At 59.7% G+C, this 20,674-nt stretch carries 24 protein-coding genes; 2 read left to right on the top strand and 22 right to left on the bottom strand.

The genetic code is table 11. From position 1 onward, the window contains the following. Window positions 1–54: 54 nt before the first annotated feature. From PHW69_02730 to PHW69_02720, 3 genes are all read right to left on the bottom strand, one after another. Complete coding sequence (locus PHW69_02730; protein MDD4004102.1) at window positions 55–1,164, bottom strand: hypothetical protein; 1,110 nt, start codon at window positions 1,162–1,164, stop codon at window positions 55–57. Window positions 1,165–1,429: 265 nt separating this feature from the next. Beyond that, window positions 1,430–1,600: a 4Fe-4S binding protein gene (locus PHW69_02725; GenBank protein ID MDD4004101.1), complete on the bottom strand. Its 171-nt coding sequence runs from the start codon at window positions 1,598–1,600 to the stop codon at window positions 1,430–1,432. A 70-nt stretch (window positions 1,601–1,670) separates the two neighbouring features. Beyond that, entirely contained in the window at window positions 1,671–3,023 is a 1,353-nt protein-coding gene (locus tag PHW69_02720; protein MDD4004100.1) for a hypothetical protein, read from the bottom strand. 29 nt (window positions 3,024–3,052) lie between these two features. On the opposite strand from PHW69_02720, the gene PHW69_02715 reads away from it, so the two are divergent. Further along, a complete protein-coding gene (locus PHW69_02715; GenBank protein ID MDD4004099.1) occupies window positions 3,053–4,267 on the top strand; it encodes a hypothetical protein in 1,215 nt (404 codons plus the stop codon). Window positions 4,268–4,341: 74 nt separating this feature from the next. Here PHW69_02715 and PHW69_02710 read toward each other — a convergent pair whose 3' ends face one another. From PHW69_02710 to PHW69_02700, 3 genes are all read right to left on the bottom strand, one after another. Further along, window positions 4,342–5,157, bottom strand: coding sequence for a hypothetical protein (locus tag PHW69_02710; protein ID MDD4004098.1), 816 nt, complete (start codon window positions 5,155–5,157; stop codon window positions 4,342–4,344). A 1-nt stretch (window position 5,158) separates the two neighbouring features. After that, entirely contained in the window at window positions 5,159–6,253 is a 1,095-nt protein-coding gene (locus PHW69_02705; GenBank protein ID MDD4004097.1) for a choloylglycine hydrolase family protein, read from the bottom strand. A gap of 80 nt (window positions 6,254–6,333) precedes the next feature. After that, window positions 6,334–7,221 (bottom strand): HEAT repeat domain-containing protein, encoded by an 888-nt coding sequence (locus PHW69_02700; GenBank protein MDD4004096.1) that lies wholly within the window; start codon window positions 7,219–7,221, stop codon window positions 6,334–6,336. A gap of 154 nt (window positions 7,222–7,375) precedes the next feature. Here PHW69_02700 and PHW69_02695 point away from each other — a divergent pair, with 154 nt between their 5' ends. Then, complete coding sequence (locus tag PHW69_02695; GenBank protein MDD4004095.1) at window positions 7,376–9,538, top strand: ATP-dependent DNA helicase; 2,163 nt, start codon at window positions 7,376–7,378, stop codon at window positions 9,536–9,538. A 138-nt stretch (window positions 9,539–9,676) separates the two neighbouring features. Here PHW69_02695 and PHW69_02690 read toward each other — a convergent pair whose 3' ends face one another. The 16 genes from PHW69_02690 to PHW69_02615 all read right to left on the bottom strand — a co-directional run. Further along, window positions 9,677–10,099 carry a hypothetical protein gene (locus PHW69_02690; protein ID MDD4004094.1) on the bottom strand — a complete coding sequence of 141 codons (423 nt, stop codon included), beginning with the start codon at window positions 10,097–10,099 and terminating at the stop codon, window positions 9,677–9,679. A 13-nt stretch (window positions 10,100–10,112) separates the two neighbouring features. Next, window positions 10,113–10,607, bottom strand: a complete 495-nt coding sequence (locus PHW69_02685) for a hypothetical protein (protein MDD4004093.1) — start codon at window positions 10,605–10,607, stop codon at window positions 10,113–10,115. After that, window positions 10,604–11,053 carry a D-Ala-D-Ala carboxypeptidase family metallohydrolase gene (locus tag PHW69_02680; GenBank protein MDD4004092.1) on the bottom strand — a complete coding sequence of 150 codons (450 nt, stop codon included), beginning with the start codon at window positions 11,051–11,053 and terminating at the stop codon, window positions 10,604–10,606. The genes PHW69_02685 and PHW69_02680 overlap by 4 nt, the downstream gene beginning before the upstream one ends. Further along, window positions 11,054–11,293, bottom strand: a complete 240-nt coding sequence (locus tag PHW69_02675) for a hypothetical protein (GenBank protein ID MDD4004091.1) — start codon at window positions 11,291–11,293, stop codon at window positions 11,054–11,056. It abuts the gene before it with no gap. Then, the gene (locus PHW69_02670; GenBank protein MDD4004090.1) at window positions 11,293–13,413 is read right to left on the bottom strand and encodes a hypothetical protein; all 2,121 of its coding nucleotides are present in this window, start codon (window positions 13,411–13,413) and stop codon (window positions 11,293–11,295) included. The genes PHW69_02675 and PHW69_02670 overlap by 1 nt, the downstream gene beginning before the upstream one ends. A gap of 8 nt (window positions 13,414–13,421) precedes the next feature. Then, window positions 13,422–13,661, bottom strand: a complete 240-nt coding sequence (locus PHW69_02665) for a hypothetical protein (protein ID MDD4004089.1) — start codon at window positions 13,659–13,661, stop codon at window positions 13,422–13,424. A gap of 9 nt (window positions 13,662–13,670) precedes the next feature. Continuing rightward, on the bottom strand, window positions 13,671–16,148 hold the full coding sequence (locus PHW69_02660; protein MDD4004088.1) for a hypothetical protein: 2,478 nt from the start codon (window positions 16,146–16,148) through the stop codon (window positions 13,671–13,673). A 1-nt stretch (window position 16,149) separates the two neighbouring features. Then, window positions 16,150–16,914 carry a hypothetical protein gene (locus PHW69_02655; protein ID MDD4004087.1) on the bottom strand — a complete coding sequence of 255 codons (765 nt, stop codon included), beginning with the start codon at window positions 16,912–16,914 and terminating at the stop codon, window positions 16,150–16,152. A gap of 64 nt (window positions 16,915–16,978) precedes the next feature. Continuing rightward, window positions 16,979–18,115, bottom strand: a complete 1,137-nt coding sequence (locus tag PHW69_02650) for a hypothetical protein (protein ID MDD4004086.1) — start codon at window positions 18,113–18,115, stop codon at window positions 16,979–16,981. Continuing rightward, window positions 18,108–18,278, bottom strand: coding sequence for a hypothetical protein (locus PHW69_02645; protein MDD4004085.1), 171 nt, complete (start codon window positions 18,276–18,278; stop codon window positions 18,108–18,110). Before PHW69_02645 ends, PHW69_02650 begins: the two co-directional genes overlap by 8 nt. A gap of 62 nt (window positions 18,279–18,340) precedes the next feature. After that, window positions 18,341–18,727 (bottom strand): hypothetical protein, encoded by a 387-nt coding sequence (locus PHW69_02640; GenBank protein MDD4004084.1) that lies wholly within the window; start codon window positions 18,725–18,727, stop codon window positions 18,341–18,343. A gap of 20 nt (window positions 18,728–18,747) precedes the next feature. Beyond that, window positions 18,748–19,275 carry a hypothetical protein gene (locus PHW69_02635; protein ID MDD4004083.1) on the bottom strand — a complete coding sequence of 176 codons (528 nt, stop codon included), beginning with the start codon at window positions 19,273–19,275 and terminating at the stop codon, window positions 18,748–18,750. Between the two features lie 15 nt (window positions 19,276–19,290). Then, window positions 19,291–19,698, bottom strand: a complete 408-nt coding sequence (locus PHW69_02630) for a hypothetical protein (GenBank protein ID MDD4004082.1) — start codon at window positions 19,696–19,698, stop codon at window positions 19,291–19,293. Then, window positions 19,695–20,120: a hypothetical protein gene (locus PHW69_02625; protein ID MDD4004081.1), complete on the bottom strand. Its 426-nt coding sequence runs from the start codon at window positions 20,118–20,120 to the stop codon at window positions 19,695–19,697. The genes PHW69_02630 and PHW69_02625 overlap by 4 nt, the downstream gene beginning before the upstream one ends. Continuing rightward, window positions 20,117–20,440 carry a hypothetical protein gene (locus tag PHW69_02620; GenBank protein ID MDD4004080.1) on the bottom strand — a complete coding sequence of 108 codons (324 nt, stop codon included), beginning with the start codon at window positions 20,438–20,440 and terminating at the stop codon, window positions 20,117–20,119. The genes PHW69_02625 and PHW69_02620 overlap by 4 nt, the downstream gene beginning before the upstream one ends. A gap of 11 nt (window positions 20,441–20,451) precedes the next feature. Next, window positions 20,452–20,674, bottom strand: a 223-nt coding sequence (locus PHW69_02615) for a hypothetical protein (protein ID MDD4004079.1), incomplete at its 5' end; no start/stop codon positions are given.

The raw sequence follows: 20,674 nt of genomic DNA, 5'->3' as shown, positions 1-20,674 counted from the left end.
AGCCCCCGGTGCAAACACCGGGGGCTTTGAAGGCTAAAGCAGTATATGCGGCTGTCAGCTGCATTCCGCCGGGATTTCTTTGGCGGCTTTAAGTTCCGCCGAGCGTTTCTTTTCCGCCAGCGACATGAAATAAACCGCCACGAGAATGAACGCCAGGCTCAGCCAGTCCTGCATTTTTGGCGGCTTGCCGCCCATGAATGCCCAGGTGATCAGAGTCGCCGCCGTGCCCGCCACCAGCGAGGTAAGCCGGTTGACCAGCCCGGCGAAGGTGGCGGTTCTGCCCTTGAACATGAACAGAAACACCGAAAAAAATGCCGCCACGCCAAACACCGTGCCCGCCACTATCGCCCAGGCCCAGGCCTGCGGAGGAGTGGCGATGCTGGCGTGATACTGGGTGAAGAAGCTTTGCGGAGAGCCGCAGGGCAGGCAGTTGCGGTAGATGAGATAGCCCGCCAGAAAGATCGTGACGCTTGACGTGATCTGTTCGATGGCGAAGAACCCTTTATTGTCCTGCTCCACGCCTTTCGGGCGGGTGTTTTTATAATAGTTCATTATGTAAAGCCGTATGGAATACGCGACCAGATACGAAGAGAGCGTTATGACCGCGATGTTGTTATGAATGAAATCGAACGAGCCCGCCTGCACGTTCACCAGGTGCATGCCCGCGGCTATGACGGCGAACACCACGGCGGTGTTCTCCTCTTTGTAAACGGTTTTTTTAAGTATGCCCTGCCGGATCTGGAGCGCGTCAATCGCGCGGCTGATGATTATGATGCTGGCTCGCATTATGACCATGGCCACCATCACCGAGATCGGCAGCGTGTACATAAGCGTCGTGGTCGGTATGACCACCGCCGTGCATACGCCGGACGGTATGATATAGAGGTATTCCGCCGGCACGGCCAGGCCGAACACGTTCACGTCGTGCGAAGATTTGAGGTGGTACCATTTCAGGGCGAACACCACCGACAGGCAGATCAGCGAGCCCCCGATCGTGCTGTACACCAGGTAAGCGACCTCGCTCATGTAGTTCGCCGTGAAATATTTTACTATTACACCGGTCAGCACATAAGCCAGAAAGTAACCCGCGCATAGCTGAAGCAGGCGCTCGGTGGATCCTTCCGCCGATTTGCCTGTAAGGGCTGATTTGCAAAGCTGGAACATTATACCGCCTCCCGCCGAACCGCGCGCCCGGTTCGTGTAAAAAATTAGCCCCGCCGACGGTGCGGCGCGGTATCCGTTAATACTGTCCTATCATATTTGCGCCGGCCGCGCAAGGTTCCGCGGATGAATTTGCCGGTCCCCGCCCGCGCCGCCGGCCTGCCGGTAAATCGTTGTTTTTCCGGCGGACACCGGGGTTTCGGTGAGCGGAACCATAAAATACCCCCCGAAGCCGAGGCTCCGGGGGGTACGGGTTCCGTAAAACGGCTTAGGCCGAAATCGCGGATACGGGACAGGTTCCTGCGCAGGCTCCGCAGTCAATGCAGGCATCCGCATTGATGATTCTTTTGCCGTCCGCTTCGCTGATGGCCTGAACCGGGCAACAGGGCTCGCAGGCTCCGCAGTTCACGCAAGTATCGCTGCTTATTTTATGGGGCATTTGCTCGTCCTCCTTGTAAGGATAATCCATTTTACCATAAAAAAATCGCGGCGGCGGGTTTTGGCTGGCGCTATTTCACGAAATCCCGCACGGGCGGTTCGGGTGTTTTGTCCAGCGCGGGATCCGTTTCCGCGAATTCCCGCGCGGTTCGGCAGCCGGGCATTTCCAGCCGGTTTTCCATGAATTGCCGGCAGACGCGCGAGGCGGCGCCGGTTTCGGCCAGTTCCGGCCCTGCGAGTTTGAAAAAAACGGACAGATCGCTTGCCGCGCTTGCGGGATCCGTCATAATCCGCGCCGCGGCGCGCGCCAGATAAAAACGCGGTTCGGCGGGATTGAGGAACACCGCTTGCCCCAGCAGCTGAATGCTTTGCCGCAGATCGCCGTACCTGCCGTAAATGTCCGACAGGAGCGCCAGCGCCCACGATTTGAGAACGGGCGCGCCCGCGGTTTCCGCGCACCGCTCCAGATCCGGGAGCGCGTCGGCATACAAATACACCCGCTGTTTTGCCAGCAGAAATTTCACATAGCCGCGCAGAAACAGCGTCTGCGGCGCGGTTTCCGCGGCTGTTATGATGCGGTCCGCCGCGAGCAGTTTGACGGGATTGGTTGACGAGGCCAGTCCGATAGTCTTTTCTTCCGGCGTGCCTGACGCGCTTTTCACAGCCGTTGAAATTGCCGGATTTTCATTTTTTTCAAAAGCGGCCCGAAAAGCGGCGGGGTCGCCGCAGCCCTGCGCCTGATGGCCGTGATGGCGCACCGCTTCGCATAGAAATCCCATGCTTTCACTCTGGCGCAGCCGGGATTGCGGTTCGTATCTGAAAAAGGCGGACAGGTCCTGCGCGCAGCCCGCATAATCAGCCAGATCATAGCGTGCGCGCGCCCGTTCCAGATGAGCCAGCGGGTTGCCTGACACTTCGCCGAGGCTGGCCGTTAAATCCGCCTCCGCTTTTTCCGGTTCGCCCAGATACTCGTAAAGTCTGCCGCGCCGGTAGTACAGATAACCGTAATTGCCGCCGTTGCGGTCAAGTTCCAGCGCTTTGCTGTAACTGCGGATTGCGGCATAGCCCGGCACGAACGATTCTTCCGCCATGGCGCGGAAAGCCCAGTTGTCGGCGTTGGCCGGTTCCGTTTCGGTGCGCAGGCGGTAGTATTCGAACGCGTTGACCGGCGAGGCTTCAATATCCTTGGTCACCATGTAATACTGCAGATTGAGCAGCTGGATGTTTTTGAGGGCGACGCGCGTGTAAAACCCGGTGAAAGCGGCGGTGCTCACCTTGTTGCGGTGCGCCATTTTCATGATCTCGTCATGCAGTCCCATCCGTTTCGCGAGCGAAATCGTGTATTGCGCAACGCCGGAAGTGTCATATTCGGCCCCGGCGGCGGGGCACAGAGTGATAAGGGCCAGCAGCAAAAGCCTTTTCATAGGTTAAAAAAATTATATAATTATTCGCGATGACATTCGAAAACAATAATACGAATCAGCAACCAAATTCCAAACCGGCTGAAACGCCGGAATCTGTTCCAGGCTTCGGGGAGAATGGTCTGGCGGCCGGGCAGCCGCAGTCGGATCAGGCTGACCTGCTGGCCCGTTTTGCCAGGCCTGAAGCCGCCCCGCCGGAGCTGCCCCGGCCCGTTTCCGGGCAGGAGCAGCAGGAGCCCGCGCTGCCGCAGGAGCCCGTCGCGCGGGAGCCTCATCCCGGCCAGCACTTTTTCCAGACGCCCGTTCAGTATGAACAGTCTCTGCCTGCGCCGGTTGCCCAGGCGGCCGCGAACCCTCACCGCCAGTCGTTTCCGGACTGGCTGTTTAAACTGGTTTTCGTGCGCTGTCTGATAGCCGTTGTTTTGGCGCTGACGCTGGAGCTGGTGGTGAATTATTATACCCGTTCCCCGCAAATGCACGCGATCGTTGCGCAGGCTACTGAGGAAATTCTTAAATTTGACTATGCACGCGCTTATGAAACGGTCAAACCTGCCGCCCGGCAGGGTTATCCGCCGGCGTTGCGGCTGGTGGCGCATATTCTGTATTTCACTCCGTCGGAAGTGGACAACAGCGTCCAGGCCTATAAACTGCTGGCGGAAGCGGCCAGACGGGGCGACGCGATATCGCAGATCCAGCTGGTGGGGTTCCGCCTGCAGGACGCGGCTGATCCCACCTGGCGGTTTCAAAGGCAGGCCCGGCTCGGAGATCCCACGGCTATGCTGGAACTGTACGATATTTTCATCGCGGGCAGGGGCGGGGTCCGCAAGCGGCCCGGTTTCGCAAAAAAAATGCTGGTGGAGGCGGCGGAAAACCATAACGTGCGGGCTGAATATATAGCGGGCCTTATGTATCTGCGCGGCAATGGCCTCAAGCTTGACCGGGAAAAAGGCGCGCGGCTGATTATGGCGGCGGCGAACGCAGGTTTTAAATACGCCTATCCGGAGGCCGCCCGGCTTTTTGCCAGCGGAAAAGGCGTGGCGCTCAACCGGCAGGCCGCGCTTAAATGGATTATCGTCACCAAAAATACGCCGGGCGTCGCGCTGGATCAGGAACTGGAGCTTTATCTGACTTCGATCGCCACTAAACTGACGCAGAAGGAACGCGAGCAGGCTTATGTCGAAGCGTCGGAATTTGTGCAGCAGCATCCGCTAGGTCCCATGGAAAAGGCGGACACTGTCAAAATGTAATCGGGTTTCGTTTAAAGAAAAGCCCCCCGGCCGGAAAACCGGGGGGCTTTTTTTGAAAATCGTGAGGGAGCCGGTCAGTTTTTATCAGGGCCGCCGAAATAGGCGCGCAGTTCAAGCGCGGCTCGGAACCCGCCGTAATCACAGCTGTAGAGCCGCTCGCCGGACGCGAGCGGCTGGTCACCGGGAATGAACGCGATGTTTTCTCCGCGCATGATCATTTTGTAATTGCCGGTATAGGGCTGGCCGGCGAGTTCGGCGGACATCTCGTCAGTGCGCGCGCTGAAGACGTATTTCGCGGTTACGCCGAGCGCGATGTGTTTTGACAAAAACCATTCCGCTCCGCCCGACATCGCCGGAGCGATTATCTGCGACGAAAATGTTTTGACTATATTTTTGCTGCCCGAGTCCACCTGCATAACGTCGCTGTCCGCCATGATCCAGTCCAGTCCGCCGCCCAGCCACAGCGAATAGGGCTTGTCGCAGGGTTTGTATTTGCCGTATAGGGTAAGCGGAAAATAAGCGGTCCGGCCGGTGATTTTCAGCGCGGAATCGGCGGCTGAGTTTTGCGTGAAAGTTTCGTTCAGCCCGGCCTGCGCCATAAGTCCGTAGCCGAGCGAAAAGCCCAGCCGGAATTCCCGGTTCGTTTCCAGAAAAACCGTAAGGTCGCCCGCGCCCGTGTCGCGGTAAACGCTGCCGTTTGCCGGAGCGTTGCCGTTGCGCCGGGCCGCCAGTTCGGTTTCCATATCGCCGGCGTCAGGCCGCCAGGCTCCCGCGGTTACGGCGTACCCCCACCACGCGCTGGCGTCCGCGGCGCACAGCAGCGCGGCGGCGCAAGCGATTGACGCAAGCCTTTTCCTGCAATTGCCTGACATGCGCGGCAGGTGTTTCATATCAGTTGGCGGGGGTCAGGTCGGTTATGGTTTCGGCCTGTCCGTAAAGAGCGACGCGCCGGAGTCGGCCGTCTTTAAAATCAACTCTGCCCAGTTCGACCTTGCGCAGGTCCAGATTGTCGTAAGTGCGGAAATACAGAACCCTGTTTTTCAGATCGCGCAGAACGGACCACTCCGTGGTTTCGCTCGATACCACTTCGCCCTGCCTGCCGAGATCCACCGCCATGCCGCGCACGATATCAACGGAATTCAGAATGTGCCGGGCCAGGTTAAGCGCGCTTTTTGCGTCAGGTGCGGGATCGGCGAACCGCAGCGTCACGGCCAGCCGGACGAACCGGGCCGGCGGAGTCAGGTCGCCGGGCAGGCCGAACATGCCGCTGCCATGCCCCGTCGGGGCGACGGGCATGCCCATAAAGTTCTGCGGCGCGGCCATGTGGTTTGACATGCCCGTATAATTCCTGAGGTTTGACAGCATCCACGGGAAATCCGGCGCGTTGGTCATGACTCCCACCGGGTTGTCAAAAACGTTCACCGTGCCGTTGCCCGCTTCGATCACGATCGCCGCGCCGCTGGCGTCGGTAACGAACACATGCATTGGCGGAACCGATTTCATCATTTCCAGATAACTGCCGAATATCTTTACCCGTTTAACAGCCTGCCTGACTTCCTGTACCGTGGCGAATTTTCCGAGCGTCCAGTTGATTAACATCAGGTGCGAAAGCGCCTTGCCGTCGTTTTTTTTCGTCACTTCCTGCCATTGAACGGAGTCATACCACAGCCCGCTTGCAGCCAGTCCGGCTTCGTTTATGCCGTCGAGAATATAATTCACGTCGCCGGCCGTAGTCACTCCGGCGAATCCGTACTTCGTTTTCCATGCAAGGCCCTTGCCGCCGGACGGGGTGGGGCTTGCGAACTTTGTTCCGCGCGGCACCAGCGCCAGGTCGGATTTGATGTCGTACCCGAACTCCATGGAGCGCGCGCTGATTACCGAACCGTCCGCCGCTTTTACGTTGAAAACGCCGCAGGCGTCAGCCTGTTCGGGCGCGCCTGCAATAACCGCTGCGGCGCATAGTGCCGCGAGTAATTTAATTTTCATTTGATCCGCCTTTAATTTTTCAGACCGGTTACGGCAGGTCCGTGTACCGCCGGACGAGCAGGTTTCCGGTTCGACAGCCGCTACCGTTTTTTCTTTTTGCTCTCTTCTTTCAGTTTATGCTGGAGCGCGTCGTTTATCCGGTTGTACGCCAGAGTGGCGGCTTCGCTCACCTGCGGGTTTTTGTCTTTCATCGCGCTCTGGAGCGCCGGCATGGATTCCTTGAACAGCAGCTCTCCCACAACGGAGGCCGCTTCAGCGCGCACCTGCGGAGCGCGGTCATCCAGCATGACATTCTCCAGCAACTCGCGCGATTCGAGGTGCTTCATAAGACCCAGCGCCTGCACCGCCGCCAGCCGCAGCTCTTCTTTTTTGGAGCCCAGCCGGTCTAAAATCGTGGGCATGGCGTTCTTGTATTTGCGCTTGCCGCAGGCGCGCAGCGCTTCGGCCTGAACAGGCAGAGCGGCATCTTTTTTCGCGGCGATCAGCAGAAATTTGTCGGCCCGTTCGTCGTTGATCTCGCCAAGCGCCCACGCTGAATTGACCCGGCTTTCCTGATATTTGCCTTTAAAAAGGACTTTTGTCAATCGCGGTACCGCCTTGTTGGCTTTAAGCATTCCCAGCGCGGTGGCCGCGGCGGCGGAACGGATATCCTTTACAAGCAATGCGTCCGCCAGCGGCACAATAGCGCTGTGCTCGTCCATTTTGCCCAGCGCGAGCGCGGCGGCGGCCGACGCGTCGGGATCGGAGTCTCCCAAAATTACCAGCAGCGGCTTGATCGCATCACGGGGACACACTTCGCTCAGTACTGTTATCGCTTTTCCGCGCTGTTGCATGTTGCCTATGCGGATATCCTCGATTATCATGTCAAGCGTCAGGTCGGGATAGTCCTTGGATTTGGTGCACATGGCGTTTGCGTTCTGGCATAGCAGGCCCGAAACCAGCAATAAAAGGATCGCCTTGTATTTCATGGATTTTCCTCCTTGTGTTTGACCGGAAATTCAGCCGGGTATCTGTTACCGGGGCATCAGCAGACCGTTCCGGTAATATTGTACAAGTTTATGAAGAACTGTCCATAGTCCGCCATGCAGACAGCGCCGGCCAAATGTACTACAATTTCAGGACATGAAAGACATCTTCCCCGGCGGCCCCGGTTTGGAATTACAGGTGCGCGCCCTGCTGTCTGAGAACGGCGCGGCCGGCGAGTGTCTTGCTGGGTTTGAGCCGCGTTCTTCCCAGATTGAAATGAGCGCGGGCGTGGCCCGCGCGCTGGAATCGGGGCAGCGGCTTGTCGTGCAGGCCGGGACCGGGGTCGGCAAATCGCTCGCCTATCTGCTGCCGGCCGCGATTTGGGCGTGCGACACCGAAAAGCACATTGTGGTCGCCACTTACACCCGCGCTCTGCAGACCCAGCTGGTTGAAAAGGACTTGCCGCTTGTGCGGCGTATCCTTGACCGGAGCGGGCGAAATTTTTCCTACGCGCTGCTGATGGGGGCGGAAAATTATCTGTGCGTGCGCCGGCTGGCCGGCGCGGCGGCGGCCGGAGCGGAGCTGTTTGACTCTGCCGGCGGCGCGAAACTGCTTGACAGTTTAAAGCGTCATGCCGGTTCCGCGTGCACGGGGCTGCGCAACGCCATACCTTTTCCGGTGCCGGCGGCGTTGTGGGAGCGGGTGCGGCGCGAGGCGGATCTGTGCCTGAAAAAGCGCTGTCCGCTGCGGGAACGCTGCCTTTATATGAAAGATCTGCATCAGGCCATGCTGGCGGACGTGCTGGTGGTGAACCAGCATCTGTATTTCGCGGGGCTGCCGGTTCCGGCTTATCACGCGGTTATTTTTGACGAGGCGCATAATGTGGAGGACACGGCGGCGGAATTTCTGGGTTTTTCCGTATCGTGGTTCCGGGTCGGGAAACTGCTTGCCGAACTGTATACTCCCGCCGGCGGCGGGCGCGGGCTTGTAACGCGCATAACTAACAGGCCGGACGACTGGCGGCGCGGGTTTGAGACCGCCGTGCTGTCAGCGGGCAAGGCGGCCGACAATTTTTTTCTGTCGTGCGCGCGCAACGCGGGGCTGAAGATCACCGCGGTGTCGGCCGAGAGCAAAAGCGCGCGCGTCACCCGGCCGGATCTGGCGGAAGACGTTTTAAGCGAGCCGCTCCTGCGGCTGGCGGAACAGCTCGGTTCCGTGATGGAAACGGCCGCCACCGAAGAGGAGGAAACCATCCTTGCCGCTTACAAGAACCGCCTGCTGGAGGTGGTTTCGTCGGTTCGCGCGTTTTTAAAGCCGCAGGGGCGCGACAGCGTGTACTGGCTGGAAACCCGCATGCTGCGCGGCGCGCCGGAAATCGAGCTGCGCAAAACCCTGCTTGACGTTTCGCGCGAACTGGACGAACGGCTGTTTTCGCGCGCTTTGCCGGTTGTGCTAACCTCGGCCACGCTTGCGGTGGACGGGAGTTTCGAGTCTTTGCGGTCCGCGCTGGGCATAAATTCCTGCGCGGAGCTTATACTGCCGTCGCCGTTTGATTACCGCGCCAATGCGGTGCTTTATTCCGCTTCTTCGCTGCCTGATCCCGGGCCGGACTCCGAGGCATTTGAAACCCGGTCGCTGGCCCGGATAATTGAGATAATCCGCGTGGTGCCGGGCGGTGTGTTTGTCCTGTTCACCAGCTGGGAATTTCTGCGGCGCGCAAAAAATTTCATTACCGGCCGTGTGACGGGCCGGGAGGTTTTTGTGCAGGGCGAAATGCTGGCTGACGATCTGCTGCGTTCATTCAGGCGTTCCGGCAACGGTGTCCTGCTCGCCACGGAAACTTTCTGGCAGGGTGTGGATGTGCCGGGCAGCAATCTGGCCTGCGTGATAATAACGAAACTGCCGTTCGCGTCGCCCGGTTCGCCGGTGGAAGCGGGCCGGCAGGAGTATCTGGCGTCGAAAGGGGTTAACGTGTTTTCGGCGCATACGCTGCCGCGCGCGGTGATAAAATTTCATCAGGGGTTCGGACGCCTGATCAGGAAATCGTCGGATTACGGCGCGGTCGCCGTGCTTGATCCCAGAATAATAACCCGTTCCTACGGCGTGAAGTTCATCAATTCCGTGCCGGAATGCGCTTACACGTCCGAACTGGCGGGTCTGGCTGATTTTTTTGAGGAACGCTCTTCACGCCCGCCCTTGAAAGCGCAGCCGGGTTCAGGGCCCGACACGTTTCTTTCCACTCCGGACGACGGAGGCGAAGATTTCCGTTCGGCTGAGTATGACGGGCCCTCTGTCTGGCGCGACACACCGTTTCTCTGAGCGGTTCCGTGCGTATCCGTCCGGCGATCCGCCCGGCATTATGCCGGGCGGATTTTCATTCAGTCCTCGCCCCGTCCTGACTTGGCGGAAGCGAACGGCATAACGGGCCGGAGCCGCAATCCGGTCGGACCCGCCGGCTCAGGCCTGAGGCGCGTCATAAGTTGTCAGCGCGGAGGCCGCCTGCGCGTTCAGCTCTTTTACCGCATCGTCCACCATGTCGCTGACGAGCGCGGCGAGCGCGCCGGGCAGCCCCAGCGAAACCAGCCCGAGTGTGACGCGCATTTTTTTCCGGGCGCCCAGCCCTTCGTCCGGCAGCAGGATTTCCTCCAGCCTGACCATTGCGGCGATAATGGTTTTCACCTCCGCGCGTGCCTTTTCCTGCCGGTCCTGCGGCAGCCGGCTGCAGTCAAGCTTTGCCGGCATGGTGACGAAAATCCAAGCGTAAATCCGCTTTAAAAGTGCGCCGAAAGTTGCCCCGGCCGCGCGTCTTGCGCCCGGCGCGAGCAGCGCCATAGCGCCAGTCAGCACGCCGCCCGCAAGCCATGTTTTCAGAGTTTCCATAATCCCCCCTTTTTTATTCCGAGAACCGGACTGCTAGATTTACCCCGAACGTCCAGATATGCCGCGGCGCGTACCACATACCCGCAGCCGCCAGCTCAATCGGCGGCAGTGTGGCGGTGGTGACATGCGCTTTCGCCCATTCGCCTGCGGTGCATTTCTTGAGCAGGCCGTCGGCGCGCAAGCCCAGCGATAACAGCGGACTGCCTTTGCCGTCCTCGGTGTTTATGGCCGCGCCGGCGTTGATATTGAGCAGTTCAAGTCCCGCCGAGTCGCGCAGCGATACGGCCGGCGCGTACAGCGTACCCATTGTCATGCCTTCCGGCACGAAGGTATAAAGCGTGCCGCCGCGCAGTTTCGAGAAAACGCTCGACAGGTCAATGCCTGCCGGGCCGATCGTAGCGGCTGTCGAGTACGCCGTTTGATCCGCGTCAGCGGCGGCGACAGCGTCTGCCGCGTGCGCCGGAGCGGCGAGCAGCAGCGCAAACAGCGTCAGTAGTTTAATTTTCATGATATTGTCCTGTAGTTTTTTCCGTCGAAGATCAAAGCCTCGCGGCATTTGTGCGCGGGGCGGTACGGCTGGCCCAGTGAAATGTGTATCCAGCCCGGCTCGCGGATCAGCTGCCCGAAGCATGGCAGGCTGGCGCGCGCCCAGTCAAACACTTCATCGGGCAGCACGCCGGGCACGGTGAAATCGGCCGCTTCGCCGCGCGTGTGCTGGCTGTTTTTCGCGCCCGCCACAGCCGTGTTGAGCGCGAGGCACCGGTATCCGGAAGTTACCGCGACCGGACCGAATCTTTCCCGCACCGGTTCCAGCAGTTTTTCACAGACTTCCCTGAGGCGGTCGGCGAAAGCCGCCGCCTCGAGCCGGTTTTTGGCGGCCAGCCGGGGTTGTCCGGCGGAGGCGGCCAGTTCCGAAAAGGAAAAGTGCGGACTCAGCAGAAAGTCTTCTGTCATTCAGCCTCCGAATTTTTTCAGGATTGCCGCCATCAGCCCGCTTCCGACGAGCGATCCGATCGCGGAATACAGCGCGATTTTGGTGTCAATCACGGCTATCGAAGTTTTCAGATCCGCCAGTTCGGTTTTCAGGCCGGGTTTGCCGTTGCCGTTAAGATCGCGGTTGAATTCTTCGGCGCGGGTTCTGAGCGCGTCAAGATCGGCCCGGATTTCAATAATTCTGCAGGCGATATTGTCCATTATTCGCTCACCTTGCGCATGGCGATGCGGCCGCTAAACGTGCCCGCCGTGAACACGGTCAGCGTCGCAGGGTAGCCGCCGCCGGTCCACTGGGTGCCGCCGGTGTAGTGATTGGTATTGACATTGACGGTTCCGTCATAAGAAATCAGCGTTGCGTTCGCCGGGCCGCCTATGTTTATCCGGTGCGTGAACGCCATACCGTTTGTGTCGGCGGGCGCCAGATAACCGGAGTTGCTGCTGAGGTATCCCCAGGTCGAAGTTCCGCCCGTGTGCGCGGAAATGAGATAGCCGCCCCAGTAGCCGCCGGATGTGGAGTCGGAGTTCCACCGGTATTCCATTTGGGCCGTGGCCGTTCCTGCGATAGACAGTTCATATACCCCCGTCGTAAGATTCACCGTCCATGTCTGGGTGGAAGCCGCTTCCCATGTGGTCGGCGGTATAACGTAATACGGGATGAACGCGCCGTAGGTGCTGACGAAGATTTTTCCGGGCGTGAACGCGGCGGAACCGGCGAACGTTTTTGCGCCGGAGAAAGTTTCGGTGGCGGATTTTATGGAATCGCCTGAACCGGATCCGGCGGCTGTGGTCTGGACTGAGCCGTCGGGGAACTTGAAGCCGCCCGAGTTGGAATAGATTGTGCCGCCGACTTCCAGCCGCTCGGAGGGCGCCGTTGTGTTTATTCCCACCAGCGACGTGCTGGCGATGAACATTGCCGCAATGTTATTATAATGGCCCAGAGCCAGACCGTAACCCGCCAGATACGACTGCACAATGCCGTACGCTCCTCCCGCCCGCATCCTTACCGGCACTCCGCCGGAGGCGGCGGCGAACACATCCGGGCCGGACAGATAGCTGCCGGCGGCGCCGCTGCGGAACTGCGCGGCGCGGATGTCGCCGTTAACTTCCAGTGCGGCAGCGGGCGACGCGGTCAGCACTCCCACCCTGTGATTGATGTTGTCCACCACCAGTGTGTTGCTGGCGGTGTCTACGGCAAGACCGTTCGACAGCGTCATGTCGCCGTTGTACTTTGCGGTCATGAATACGCTGTAATCCGTTTTACTGCCCGCGCCCCAGCGCATGAGATCGTTTGTCAGTGTCGCGGAGGCCGTAAACAGCATGGCGGTCGCCGTGTTTTTTGCCTGGGAACCCGAGCCGGATGAAAAACAGGCCGGATCGGTAATTGAGTTTCCAAAATCCAGGTACCCTTGACCGGCTGATCCCTGCATTGCTGTCCCCGTCGGGTAACCTATCAGCAAATTATTAAACCAGCCGCGTTTGATTGTTTTTATGCCGTAATCCGGGGATGGGTTGGTCAGCACCCCGATCGGTGACGACACATAGATCCCGCCGTATCCGTTCGCGGCGGTAACTGTCGCCACTGCGAGCAAAGGGGTTTTAACGGCGGCGGCACTAAGTTCTCCCGCCGTGTAGACACCCGCCGTTGCCGTCAGAGTGGAGACCGTGGCGGCCGGCGCTGACAGGTTGCCGGCGATTACGGTATCGCTTGATGCCGTAAATGTGCCAGACACCGTAAGCGCGCCTCCCACCTCCGCCGTTCCCGCGACTACAGCGGCCGCCGCGTTCAGCCTTGACGATACGGCCATATTCCCCGTTATGTTCACTCCGGCGGCGGAGCTGAGCAAAACCGTCGTGCCGGATTTCTGGAGCAGCACATGGCGTGGCGATCTGAGTATTATGTCGCGTGCGGTGTTGGTAACGATGGTATCCGGGGTTTGATATTGCCCTCCTGTAATGTTAGTCCAGTTCAAGGCCAGCGTGTTCACGAACCAGACGTCGGAAACAATCCCGCTGCCGTTAAGATGCAGTTTATAAATGGGGTTTTCGGTTCCGATGCCCACATAGTGTGTCGTGGAGTCAATATACAGGCCGGGCCCGTCCGGATCGAACGACACGGAATTTCTGAACACGCTCATGCCGTCGCCATTGAGTGTGATGGTGGGCGTGTCGGCGGTCGCGCTGGACGCGGCGATTTTTACCGTTCCGGCTATTGTTTCCGTCGTTTTGCCGGTTGCCGTGGAATGCGTTACGCCGTAAAACGGTCCGGCGCAGGCCGTGCCGCAGAGCAGAAGTACTGCGAGTTTCGAAAGAAAGTTTTTCATATTGGCTCCTAGCCCAGGGTGATGAAGCCGCCGTCTCCGTCGGCGGAATCGCCGGTGTAGAACAGGCGCTGTTTTGTGTCGGTTGCCCAGCAGTCGAACGGCTCGGCAGGATTTTCAGCCGCGGCGGTTTTAAGTTCGGCGTAAGCGGCCGCCTTGATGCCTTTGCCCTCGGCGAACCAGTAAAACCATTGCATGAGCCTGTTGGCGTCGGGCATATCGCCGTTTTCAATGGCGTCGGGTTGCGTCATATATTCTCCTTATGCTTCCGTTAAATTAAGCGTCATGAAATAATTTTCGAGATCGAATTCCATGCCGGCGATTCGGGCGGTGAACCCGTAAAGCAGATAGCGCGCCCGCGCGTCAGCCTGCGAATAATACTCCTGCCGGCTGTAGCCGAACGGAAACGGCGCGTTGCCCCACACCCAGTTTTCCAGCGCGGTGTTTTCCGGCAGGCTGACGCTTATTTTGTCGCCCAGTTCCAGCCACGGCATGAACGCCGTCCTGAGTGTCGCCTGGCGGCGTTTTTCGGCGGTGAAATTAAATATCGTGGGCGCGGCGGCGTAGGCGAGGTTTGTGTTGCTGTCTGGCAGGAAGTTGCCGGATGAAACGGACAGTTTGCGCGTGCCGTATTTATCCTGCGAGTGTGGCCGCGCGCAGTCCTGCGACGCGCAGTCCGCCACGCAGGAATAATCGCCGAAATTCACGGTGACGGAGTTGTAAACCCGGTCTATCCCCTCATTGACGGTTATGGTTTCAATAACACGGTTCTCGTCCAGCGTTTCGCAGGCCGGCAGCGCCGATGTCCTTGGCCGGAACACAAACCTGCCCGACGAATCGAACCCGGTTTCATAAGCGCACATTTCCGCCAGGCTGCAGACCGCTTCGTAGCAGTTGAGATTTGTCATGTTGACCACCGGGATGGTTATGCGGCTGGTGTAGTAATAGACGCTCCACTGGGCGAGCGTTGGCGCCAGCGTCTGCGTGCTGTCGGAATAGGCGTTCCAGCGCAGGCGCAGATACTGGTCGGTGGTGGGAAGCGTTCCGGTGGAAGGCACGGCTGTCCAGCCGCTCCACTCGGCGTCGTCCGTGCTTGACTGATACTCCAGCAGCGTGGCCGTGCCGTCAGGTTTTGACTCCGAAGCGGTTACCCGCCAGGAGGAAACGGAATCTGTCCCGTCTATCACCGGGCTTGTGTAATAGGCCCGGACGTGATAAGAACCGCAGCCGGTAGCCGTCTGGTCGCTTGCGGAAATCCCGGAAACGGACATGTAGCAGGTCGCGTCTTCCGATAGCCAGTAATTGAACGCGACAAACTGGCTTTCGGAACCGGTGTGGGTTGTGTCGGAGGCGATCTGTCCGATCGTCTGCCAACCGCCGCACGGATCGTAAACCCAGAGCATGAATGCACCTGACAGGCTTCTTGCGACGCGCACCGTCGCATAGGCCGCGCTGAGGTTTACGGCGATGACGCCGCTCCACAGCGCGGTCAGCCCGCCGGAGTCGGCGCGATACAGCGTGCAGCTGTGCCGGCCGGGTTCGGCCAGCGCCCATTTGAGGCAGTAGCCGCTGCTTGCCGCGCGGCTTGCGCCGGACGCTATGAAGTGGTAATAATAATGCACGTTGCCGAAGTTGTTGACTGTCAGGTTTACGGCGGCCTGCCAGGTGCCGTAAGCCAACGGCTGGGACTGCCGGGCGCAGGCCCATTGATCGCTGGCCTGTCCGAATGCCGTCAGCGCGACTTCGGGGGAAGAATTGTTCCAGCCGCCTATGTTGCCGGGCGTTTCGGTTGCGGTCCAGGCGCCGGTTACGTTGGGCACGAACGAGGCGGACATGGTGACGTCGCCGCCGGAGTGGTCGGTCTGGCAGTCCGAGCCTTCGTCGAACTCCTCCGCCGTGGTTTGGCTGAAGGTGTTTTTCACATCGCAGTCAAACACCACGGGCGTGATGAGCGTGTCGGTTATTGCCGCTGTTTCGCAAAGCCGCGCCACGATCCATTCGATTGTTTTATCGGTATGCCAGTATTTGTAGGAAATCCAGAGCGCCTGTCCGGGCAGGAGCGCCTGTTTGAGCGTAACTGTCGCGCCTGCCGCATACTCATTGAGACCGCCTGTGGTGTAGTCGGTGGAGGGCAGGAGCGTTTCCGCCTGCTCCGGCCCGGTTGCGGCGATGCCTTTTTTCACCGCCGTTATAACTCCTGCCGCAGGGTTGGCGGTTGAAAATTCCGAGCCGGAATCCGACCCCATAAGTTCGTTATCCACGCTGTTGGAAACGTCTTCCGCTGAAAAGTCTTTCAGTTCAGCCAGAGAGCCGTAAACCGTAAGCGAAACGGTTTTTTCTTCCCCGTTATAAACGGGATTTTGCTTCACCTGTCCGCGGAACACGCAAAACATTTCTTCGCCGCCGTCGGGCAGTTTGATGCCGGAGCGGATTTCTATGGCGCTTGCGTACAGAATCGTTCCGTCCGGGAACAGCCCGGCGGGATTGCCCTCTTTCCATTCGTTGGCCATATTGGAGAACACGACCGCGCAGTTGTCCAGCGTCCATACGCCGTAGGTTTCGGTGTCGAGCTTCCACTTCAGGGTGCCGCATTCTACGAGCCGGTCGGTGATTTCGAGCGGGTCCATAAGGCCGTAGGCTCCGTTTTCCCAGCGGCGCCTGCGAATATAAACCCGTTTTACATACTGGGGCGTCCGCGCCAGCAGCGCGGTTTTGGCCTGTGCGCTTAGGGTTAGCATATCAGCGTTCCTTGACCTGGAATTCGCAGGTGTAGCGCATGGTCGTGCGGTCGAATTCCTCGCTGGGCGCGGAACTGACGAAAAATTCGTACACTTCGCCGGGCGAAACGTCGTCCAGAAACGAAACTGTCAGGAACTCCTGCGCGTTTATGGCCTGATTGAGCGTGTTGCGGTCGGCGAGGGTAAGGTTTTCCACGCACAGCGTGCCGCCCGCCTTGCGGTATTCGCGCCAGTGCACCAGCGAGCCGCTGGCGAGATAATAGTCGCCCTGTTTTACATAGTCCGAACGGCTGAAAGCGGTCAGCGTGTTGGAAAGCGACATGATGCTTTTGCAGAATTTCAGGCCGCCCAGATATTTTTCGTCGTCGGCGGTCTGAGTGGCGTGCAGTGTGAGCGTCACGCTTTTGGCGGTAACCGGCTGCGGCAGTTCGATAATTACGCTGTCGGCAATTATGCCGTCCAGCGCCGCTTCGGGTATGGCCACGCAGGTGTTGTCCGGCGTGATGTAAACGGCGGAAATCCGGGCGGCGTTTGTGTTTTGCAGGATGATCCGGTCAAACATTACCGAGCACTCCGTGCCGGCCTGCGTGGCGAATCCGGCGGTGATTGTCTCGGCGACGGTGTCGTTCGAGCCCGACGACCGCCACACCGTCCGCGGATTGCCGTCGCACAGGCAGTCCGCTTCCGCTCCCGTGCTCGCTGTCACGGTGCAGGCGGGGTGCAGGAAATTTTCGCCAAAAATCTTTACCGGCGCTGGCATGGCCATAGTGATACCTCCGTAGTTTTGTATATGCCCGGAAAGGAGAGTTTCCCCCTTTCCGGGCAGCCGGTCAGAGCGCGGTTTCGGCGCTTCTGGCTTTTCCGGCCTTGTACGTTACGCGCGCCTGGTCCACCGCCCAGGAAACGCCTTTGCGGACGGCTTCCGTAATTTCCTGCGAGATGCGCCGCGCGTCGGGTTGCGAAACATTCGCGCCGATATTGATGGTGGGCGCCACGTTAAATACCGTGGCGGACTGGCCGCCCTGGAGCGCGGCCGTCGTTCCCGCCGCCGGCGCCGGCGCGCGCTCCGCCTTTATCGCGCTCACCACCTCCGCCGGCAGGACATATTCTCCGGCGTGCAGCAGGTATTGGCCCGTCTGCCCGATCGGGCCGCCGGTCTTGCGGGTGCCCAGCACCTTGCCAAGCGCGGTGTCGAGCACGTCGCCAGAGAACAGCCCCAGAACCTTGAAGATGCCCAGTATGGCGGTTTTGGCGGCGATCTGCGCCATCATATCGAGAAAGGCCTGCAGTATGCTGTTGAAAATTCCCACGACCAGTTTTTCCACTTTAAGGAAGCTGGCGGAGCTTTTCGTGCAGAAATCCTCTATCACCTGCGCGGCGCGTCCTTCGGCGTTGCTGATCATGGAAAGCCAGCGTTGAGTCCAGTTGGAGCCCTTGGCCTCCATAGTGGCCATCGCTTCAAGCCAGCCGCCTTTGACCGTCATCGAATAATTGAGCCAGTCCCGCTGCATGGCGGTAAGCATTCTGCGGTTGTTGGTGTCGCGGATGCGGTAGCTTTCGTCCAGGCTGCGGTCCCAGTCGGCCTGAAGGGTTTTCTGTTCGCCGAAAAAACTGGTGTAGAGCCGCCCCGCGTAGGAGAGGAAGAACTCCTCGCGGCGCAGATCCTCCTCGTCAATAAGATCGAACTGCTCGTTTTTGCGGTTTGCCTGCGCGCGCTGGCGCACGCCGTAGGCGGAGAGCGGCGCTCCGTCGAACAGGTTCACCATGTTGGGGTTGGCCAGATCGGCCAGCGCGTCCTTAAGTCCGCTGCCGAGCAGGCTTGCGGTTATGCTGGTGCCCAGTCCGGCTCCGGTTTCCAGGAATTTCGCTTTGGTTTTGTCCAGATACCCCAATGCTTCCTCAAGGCCCGCCGGATCGAATACCGAGGCCAGTTCGACTACGAATCGTCCCGCGCTTGCTTCACTCATTTAAACCTCCCAGTCCCGCTTGAGCCAGCGCCGACGGCGTGGCGGGTGCGGTTGACAGCCCCGGCGCGCATAAAGCCGCGGCCAGCATATCAAGCCTGTCTTTGTCAGCGCGCGCGGCGTTTTTATAGGCCCATAAAATCCAGTCGGGGCTTTTGTCGAGCACGTAGTCCGGCGCAACGGAAAACGTGGACGCTATTTTTGCGACGGCGCCGGAAAGCGCGTCCTCTACTTCCGGGTTGTTCCCAGCGCCGTTCTGAAATTTTCGCTGATCCGGCGAAAATCGTTGACCCGGCCCAGCGCCGCGGCCAGTTCCGAAAGCTCCAGCACGGGAATCTGCCCGGCCTGTCCGATTTCTTCGTCCGACAGTTCCGCTCCGAGCAAAATGCCCAGTATTTCACCGGCCCGCCTGCCGCCCGCCGCTTCTATTATCTTGATGATCAGCAGCGCATCCGGCGTATTTCCGGTGAAGTGGGCTTTCAGTTCTTCGTGCAGATCGCTTAACAGCCGGCCCAGCTCCACCGTCTGGCGCAGGGTAAGCGGCCTGAGCGTGCGGGTTTTGCCAAGCACGCATATTTTTTCCGTTTTAGGCATCAGAATATCAATAGTATCCATGCGGTTTCGCTCCTTGTTTGTCAGGCTGCTGCGGTGTCGGTCACCTGACCGAAACGGCAGGCGGCGGTTTTGGTCGTGTCGCACAGGACGGCGAATTCCACGTCCACGAGCGTTTCTCCGTCGCGTTTGTACGATTGCGTGGTTTTTCCGGTCGGCAGCACCTTCCAGAAAGTGTATTTGCGGGTCGAGCCGGCGGGCCCGTTTACATTGATGAACAGGGTTTTGTGGGTCTGTCCGGCGAGATCGCCGAACGCGAAAGTGCCGCTCGCCACGGCGTCGGTCGGATAGCCGTAAGCCGCCGCCATATTTTCAAGCGTCGCTTCCGCGAGCGAGAGCTTGATTTTCATGCTTTCGGCGGTCGGCACGCGATCCACCGGGCCGAGCGCCTGGTCCACCTTGATTTCGGTCGAGGTCAGGTCGTGTTCGATCGAGATGCCGCCTTTGATGAAACCCGCGTCGCGCGCGGCGGTTTCAAGAGCGCCGTAATCGCCTATTTTCAGGGTGCTTGACGCCTGTACTCCCACAACTATGTTGGTTGAAGTTCCCATTGGTGCTTCCTCCTTTTATAGGGTGCTGTCAATGAAGCTGAAATGAAAAGTGAGCGCGCGGACGTGGCGGTTGCGCTCGTCTGAAAAATCGCTGCCGCCTGCCAGCGCTCCGCGGTAAATGCGCGGCCCGCCTGCGCCCGAAAGGCTGGTTTCGTCGGCGGTGGTCAGCAGCGCGGCCATGCGCCGGGAAATATCCAGGCAGTTTGAAAACCGTTCCGAAAATATTTCGAAAACGACGGTTTCGGCGCGCGAAATTTCGTCCGCCTGCGCGCCGGGGCACAGCGAGCGGTACACGATAAACGGAGCCGCGCATCCCGGGCGCGCCATGCCCGGATATATTCTGGGGTCGCCGGGCGTAGCGCCGAGCAGTGCCGCCAGCGCGGAGTCTGCCGCCAGTTTCCCGAACAGTTCTTTAAGAATCATGTGTTTCCTCCCTGGGCGAGTTCTTTTACGCGCTGCGCCAGTTTGCGCGCTCCGGTTAAAAGCGCTGGCAGCAGGAACGGCCTCGGACGCACGGTTTCCGTGCCGTATTCCAGCGCTTTTGCGTAAGGCGCGTCGCCGTAAAGGTCGCCAACGGCTGCCACGAACCCGTTTTCTCCGTCGGCGGATATCTCGCAGGCGACGCTGTCCTGCAGCCTTCCGGTTCGGCGGTGCGGCGGCTCGCCGGGCGCGGAAGCCAGCGGCCTGCCGTCGGCGGACCGCGCTGACACCGCAAGCGATTTCCGCACCTCATCGCTCATTTCCTCGCCGGCAAGCGTTACGGCGTTTTCCAGCCCGTCGGCGAGCGCGCGCCGCAGTTCTTCAAGTTTTTCCGTGCCGCCGGAAAATGAGAACGTGAATTTCATCGGTATTCTTCCAGGTAAAGCGCGGTGAGGCGTTTTCGGCCTCCCATATCGCGCGCGCCGTCAACCCGGAACACCCGGCCGGAGTATTTTACGCGGGTTAGCGCGGGATCAAGCTCGGTGGAAGGTATGTAAAGCGCATATGACGCGCGTTTGAAAACCGCGCGGCCGCGCAGCGTTTCGTCCGCCGACAGCTGGCGCAGCCGGCACGGCACGTTTTCAGCCAGCGTTGACCACTGGCCCGCGCTTTCGCCCGTTTCCGCGGAATAGCTCGGCAGCAGTGTTTCAATGGAGCAGGTGTCTGATAAAAGCGGCGTGTTCATGCGGCCTCCGGTTATACGGCGAAATTTCTGTAACGGTCGAAAATGCTTCTGGCGGCGGCTGGTATATTGCCGCTGTCGCGGAAGTAGCTGACCGAATAATCGCCCAGCCGTTCCGCGCTTTCGGCTCCGCCCGGGCGGTTGAGCACGTCGGCGATCCATTGCCATGCGGCCATTTGCAGATCCATCGGGCAATCCTGCGGCGTGTCGGCCAGCCCCGCCTGATAGGTGGCCGAC

The sequence above is a fragment of the Elusimicrobiaceae bacterium genome, from assembly GCA_028700325.1.
Taxonomy (GTDB): Bacteria; Elusimicrobiota; Elusimicrobia; order Elusimicrobiales; family Elusimicrobiaceae; genus JAQVSV01.
This window is presented reverse-complemented; position numbering and strand designations above follow the sequence as displayed.

Bases quoted from the DNA above. Each gene is read 5' to 3' on its own strand.
- PHW69_02730 (MDD4004102.1), bottom strand. From the start codon at position 1,164: ATGTTCCAGCTTTGCAAATCAGCCCTTACAGGCAAATCGGCGGAAGGA.
- PHW69_02725 (MDD4004101.1), bottom strand. From the start codon at position 1,600: ATGCCCCATAAAATAAGCAGCGATACTTGCGTGAACTGCGGAGCCTGC.
- PHW69_02720 (MDD4004100.1), bottom strand. From the start codon at position 3,023: ATGAAAAGGCTTTTGCTGCTGGCCCTTATCACTCTGTGCCCCGCCGCC.
- PHW69_02715 (MDD4004099.1), top strand. From the start codon at position 3,053: ATGACATTCGAAAACAATAATACGAATCAGCAACCAAATTCCAAACCG.
- PHW69_02710 (MDD4004098.1), bottom strand. From the start codon at position 5,157: ATGAAACACCTGCCGCGCATGTCAGGCAATTGCAGGAAAAGGCTTGCG.
- PHW69_02705 (MDD4004097.1), bottom strand. From the start codon at position 6,253: ATGAAAATTAAATTACTCGCGGCACTATGCGCCGCAGCGGTTATTGCA.
- PHW69_02700 (MDD4004096.1), bottom strand. From the start codon at position 7,221: ATGAAATACAAGGCGATCCTTTTATTGCTGGTTTCGGGCCTGCTATGC.
- PHW69_02695 (MDD4004095.1), top strand. From the start codon at position 7,376: ATGAAAGACATCTTCCCCGGCGGCCCCGGTTTGGAATTACAGGTGCGC.
- PHW69_02690 (MDD4004094.1), bottom strand. From the start codon at position 10,099: ATGGAAACTCTGAAAACATGGCTTGCGGGCGGCGTGCTGACTGGCGCT.
- PHW69_02685 (MDD4004093.1), bottom strand. From the start codon at position 10,607: ATGAAAATTAAACTACTGACGCTGTTTGCGCTGCTGCTCGCCGCTCCG.
- PHW69_02680 (MDD4004092.1), bottom strand. From the start codon at position 11,053: ATGACAGAAGACTTTCTGCTGAGTCCGCACTTTTCCTTTTCGGAACTG.
- PHW69_02675 (MDD4004091.1), bottom strand. From the start codon at position 11,293: ATGGACAATATCGCCTGCAGAATTATTGAAATCCGGGCCGATCTTGAC.
- PHW69_02670 (MDD4004090.1), bottom strand. From the start codon at position 13,413: ATGAAAAACTTTCTTTCGAAACTCGCAGTACTTCTGCTCTGCGGCACG.
- PHW69_02665 (MDD4004089.1), bottom strand. From the start codon at position 13,661: ATGACGCAACCCGACGCCATTGAAAACGGCGATATGCCCGACGCCAAC.
- PHW69_02660 (MDD4004088.1), bottom strand. From the start codon at position 16,148: ATGCTAACCCTAAGCGCACAGGCCAAAACCGCGCTGCTGGCGCGGACG.
- PHW69_02655 (MDD4004087.1), bottom strand. From the start codon at position 16,914: ATGGCCATGCCAGCGCCGGTAAAGATTTTTGGCGAAAATTTCCTGCAC.
- PHW69_02650 (MDD4004086.1), bottom strand. From the start codon at position 18,115: ATGAGTGAAGCAAGCGCGGGACGATTCGTAGTCGAACTGGCCTCGGTA.
- PHW69_02640 (MDD4004084.1), bottom strand. From the start codon at position 18,727: ATGGATACTATTGATATTCTGATGCCTAAAACGGAAAAAATATGCGTG.
- PHW69_02635 (MDD4004083.1), bottom strand. From the start codon at position 19,275: ATGGGAACTTCAACCAACATAGTTGTGGGAGTACAGGCGTCAAGCACC.
- PHW69_02630 (MDD4004082.1), bottom strand. From the start codon at position 19,698: ATGATTCTTAAAGAACTGTTCGGGAAACTGGCGGCAGACTCCGCGCTG.
- PHW69_02625 (MDD4004081.1), bottom strand. From the start codon at position 20,120: ATGAAATTCACGTTCTCATTTTCCGGCGGCACGGAAAAACTTGAAGAA.
- PHW69_02620 (MDD4004080.1), bottom strand. From the start codon at position 20,440: ATGAACACGCCGCTTTTATCAGACACCTGCTCCATTGAAACACTGCTG.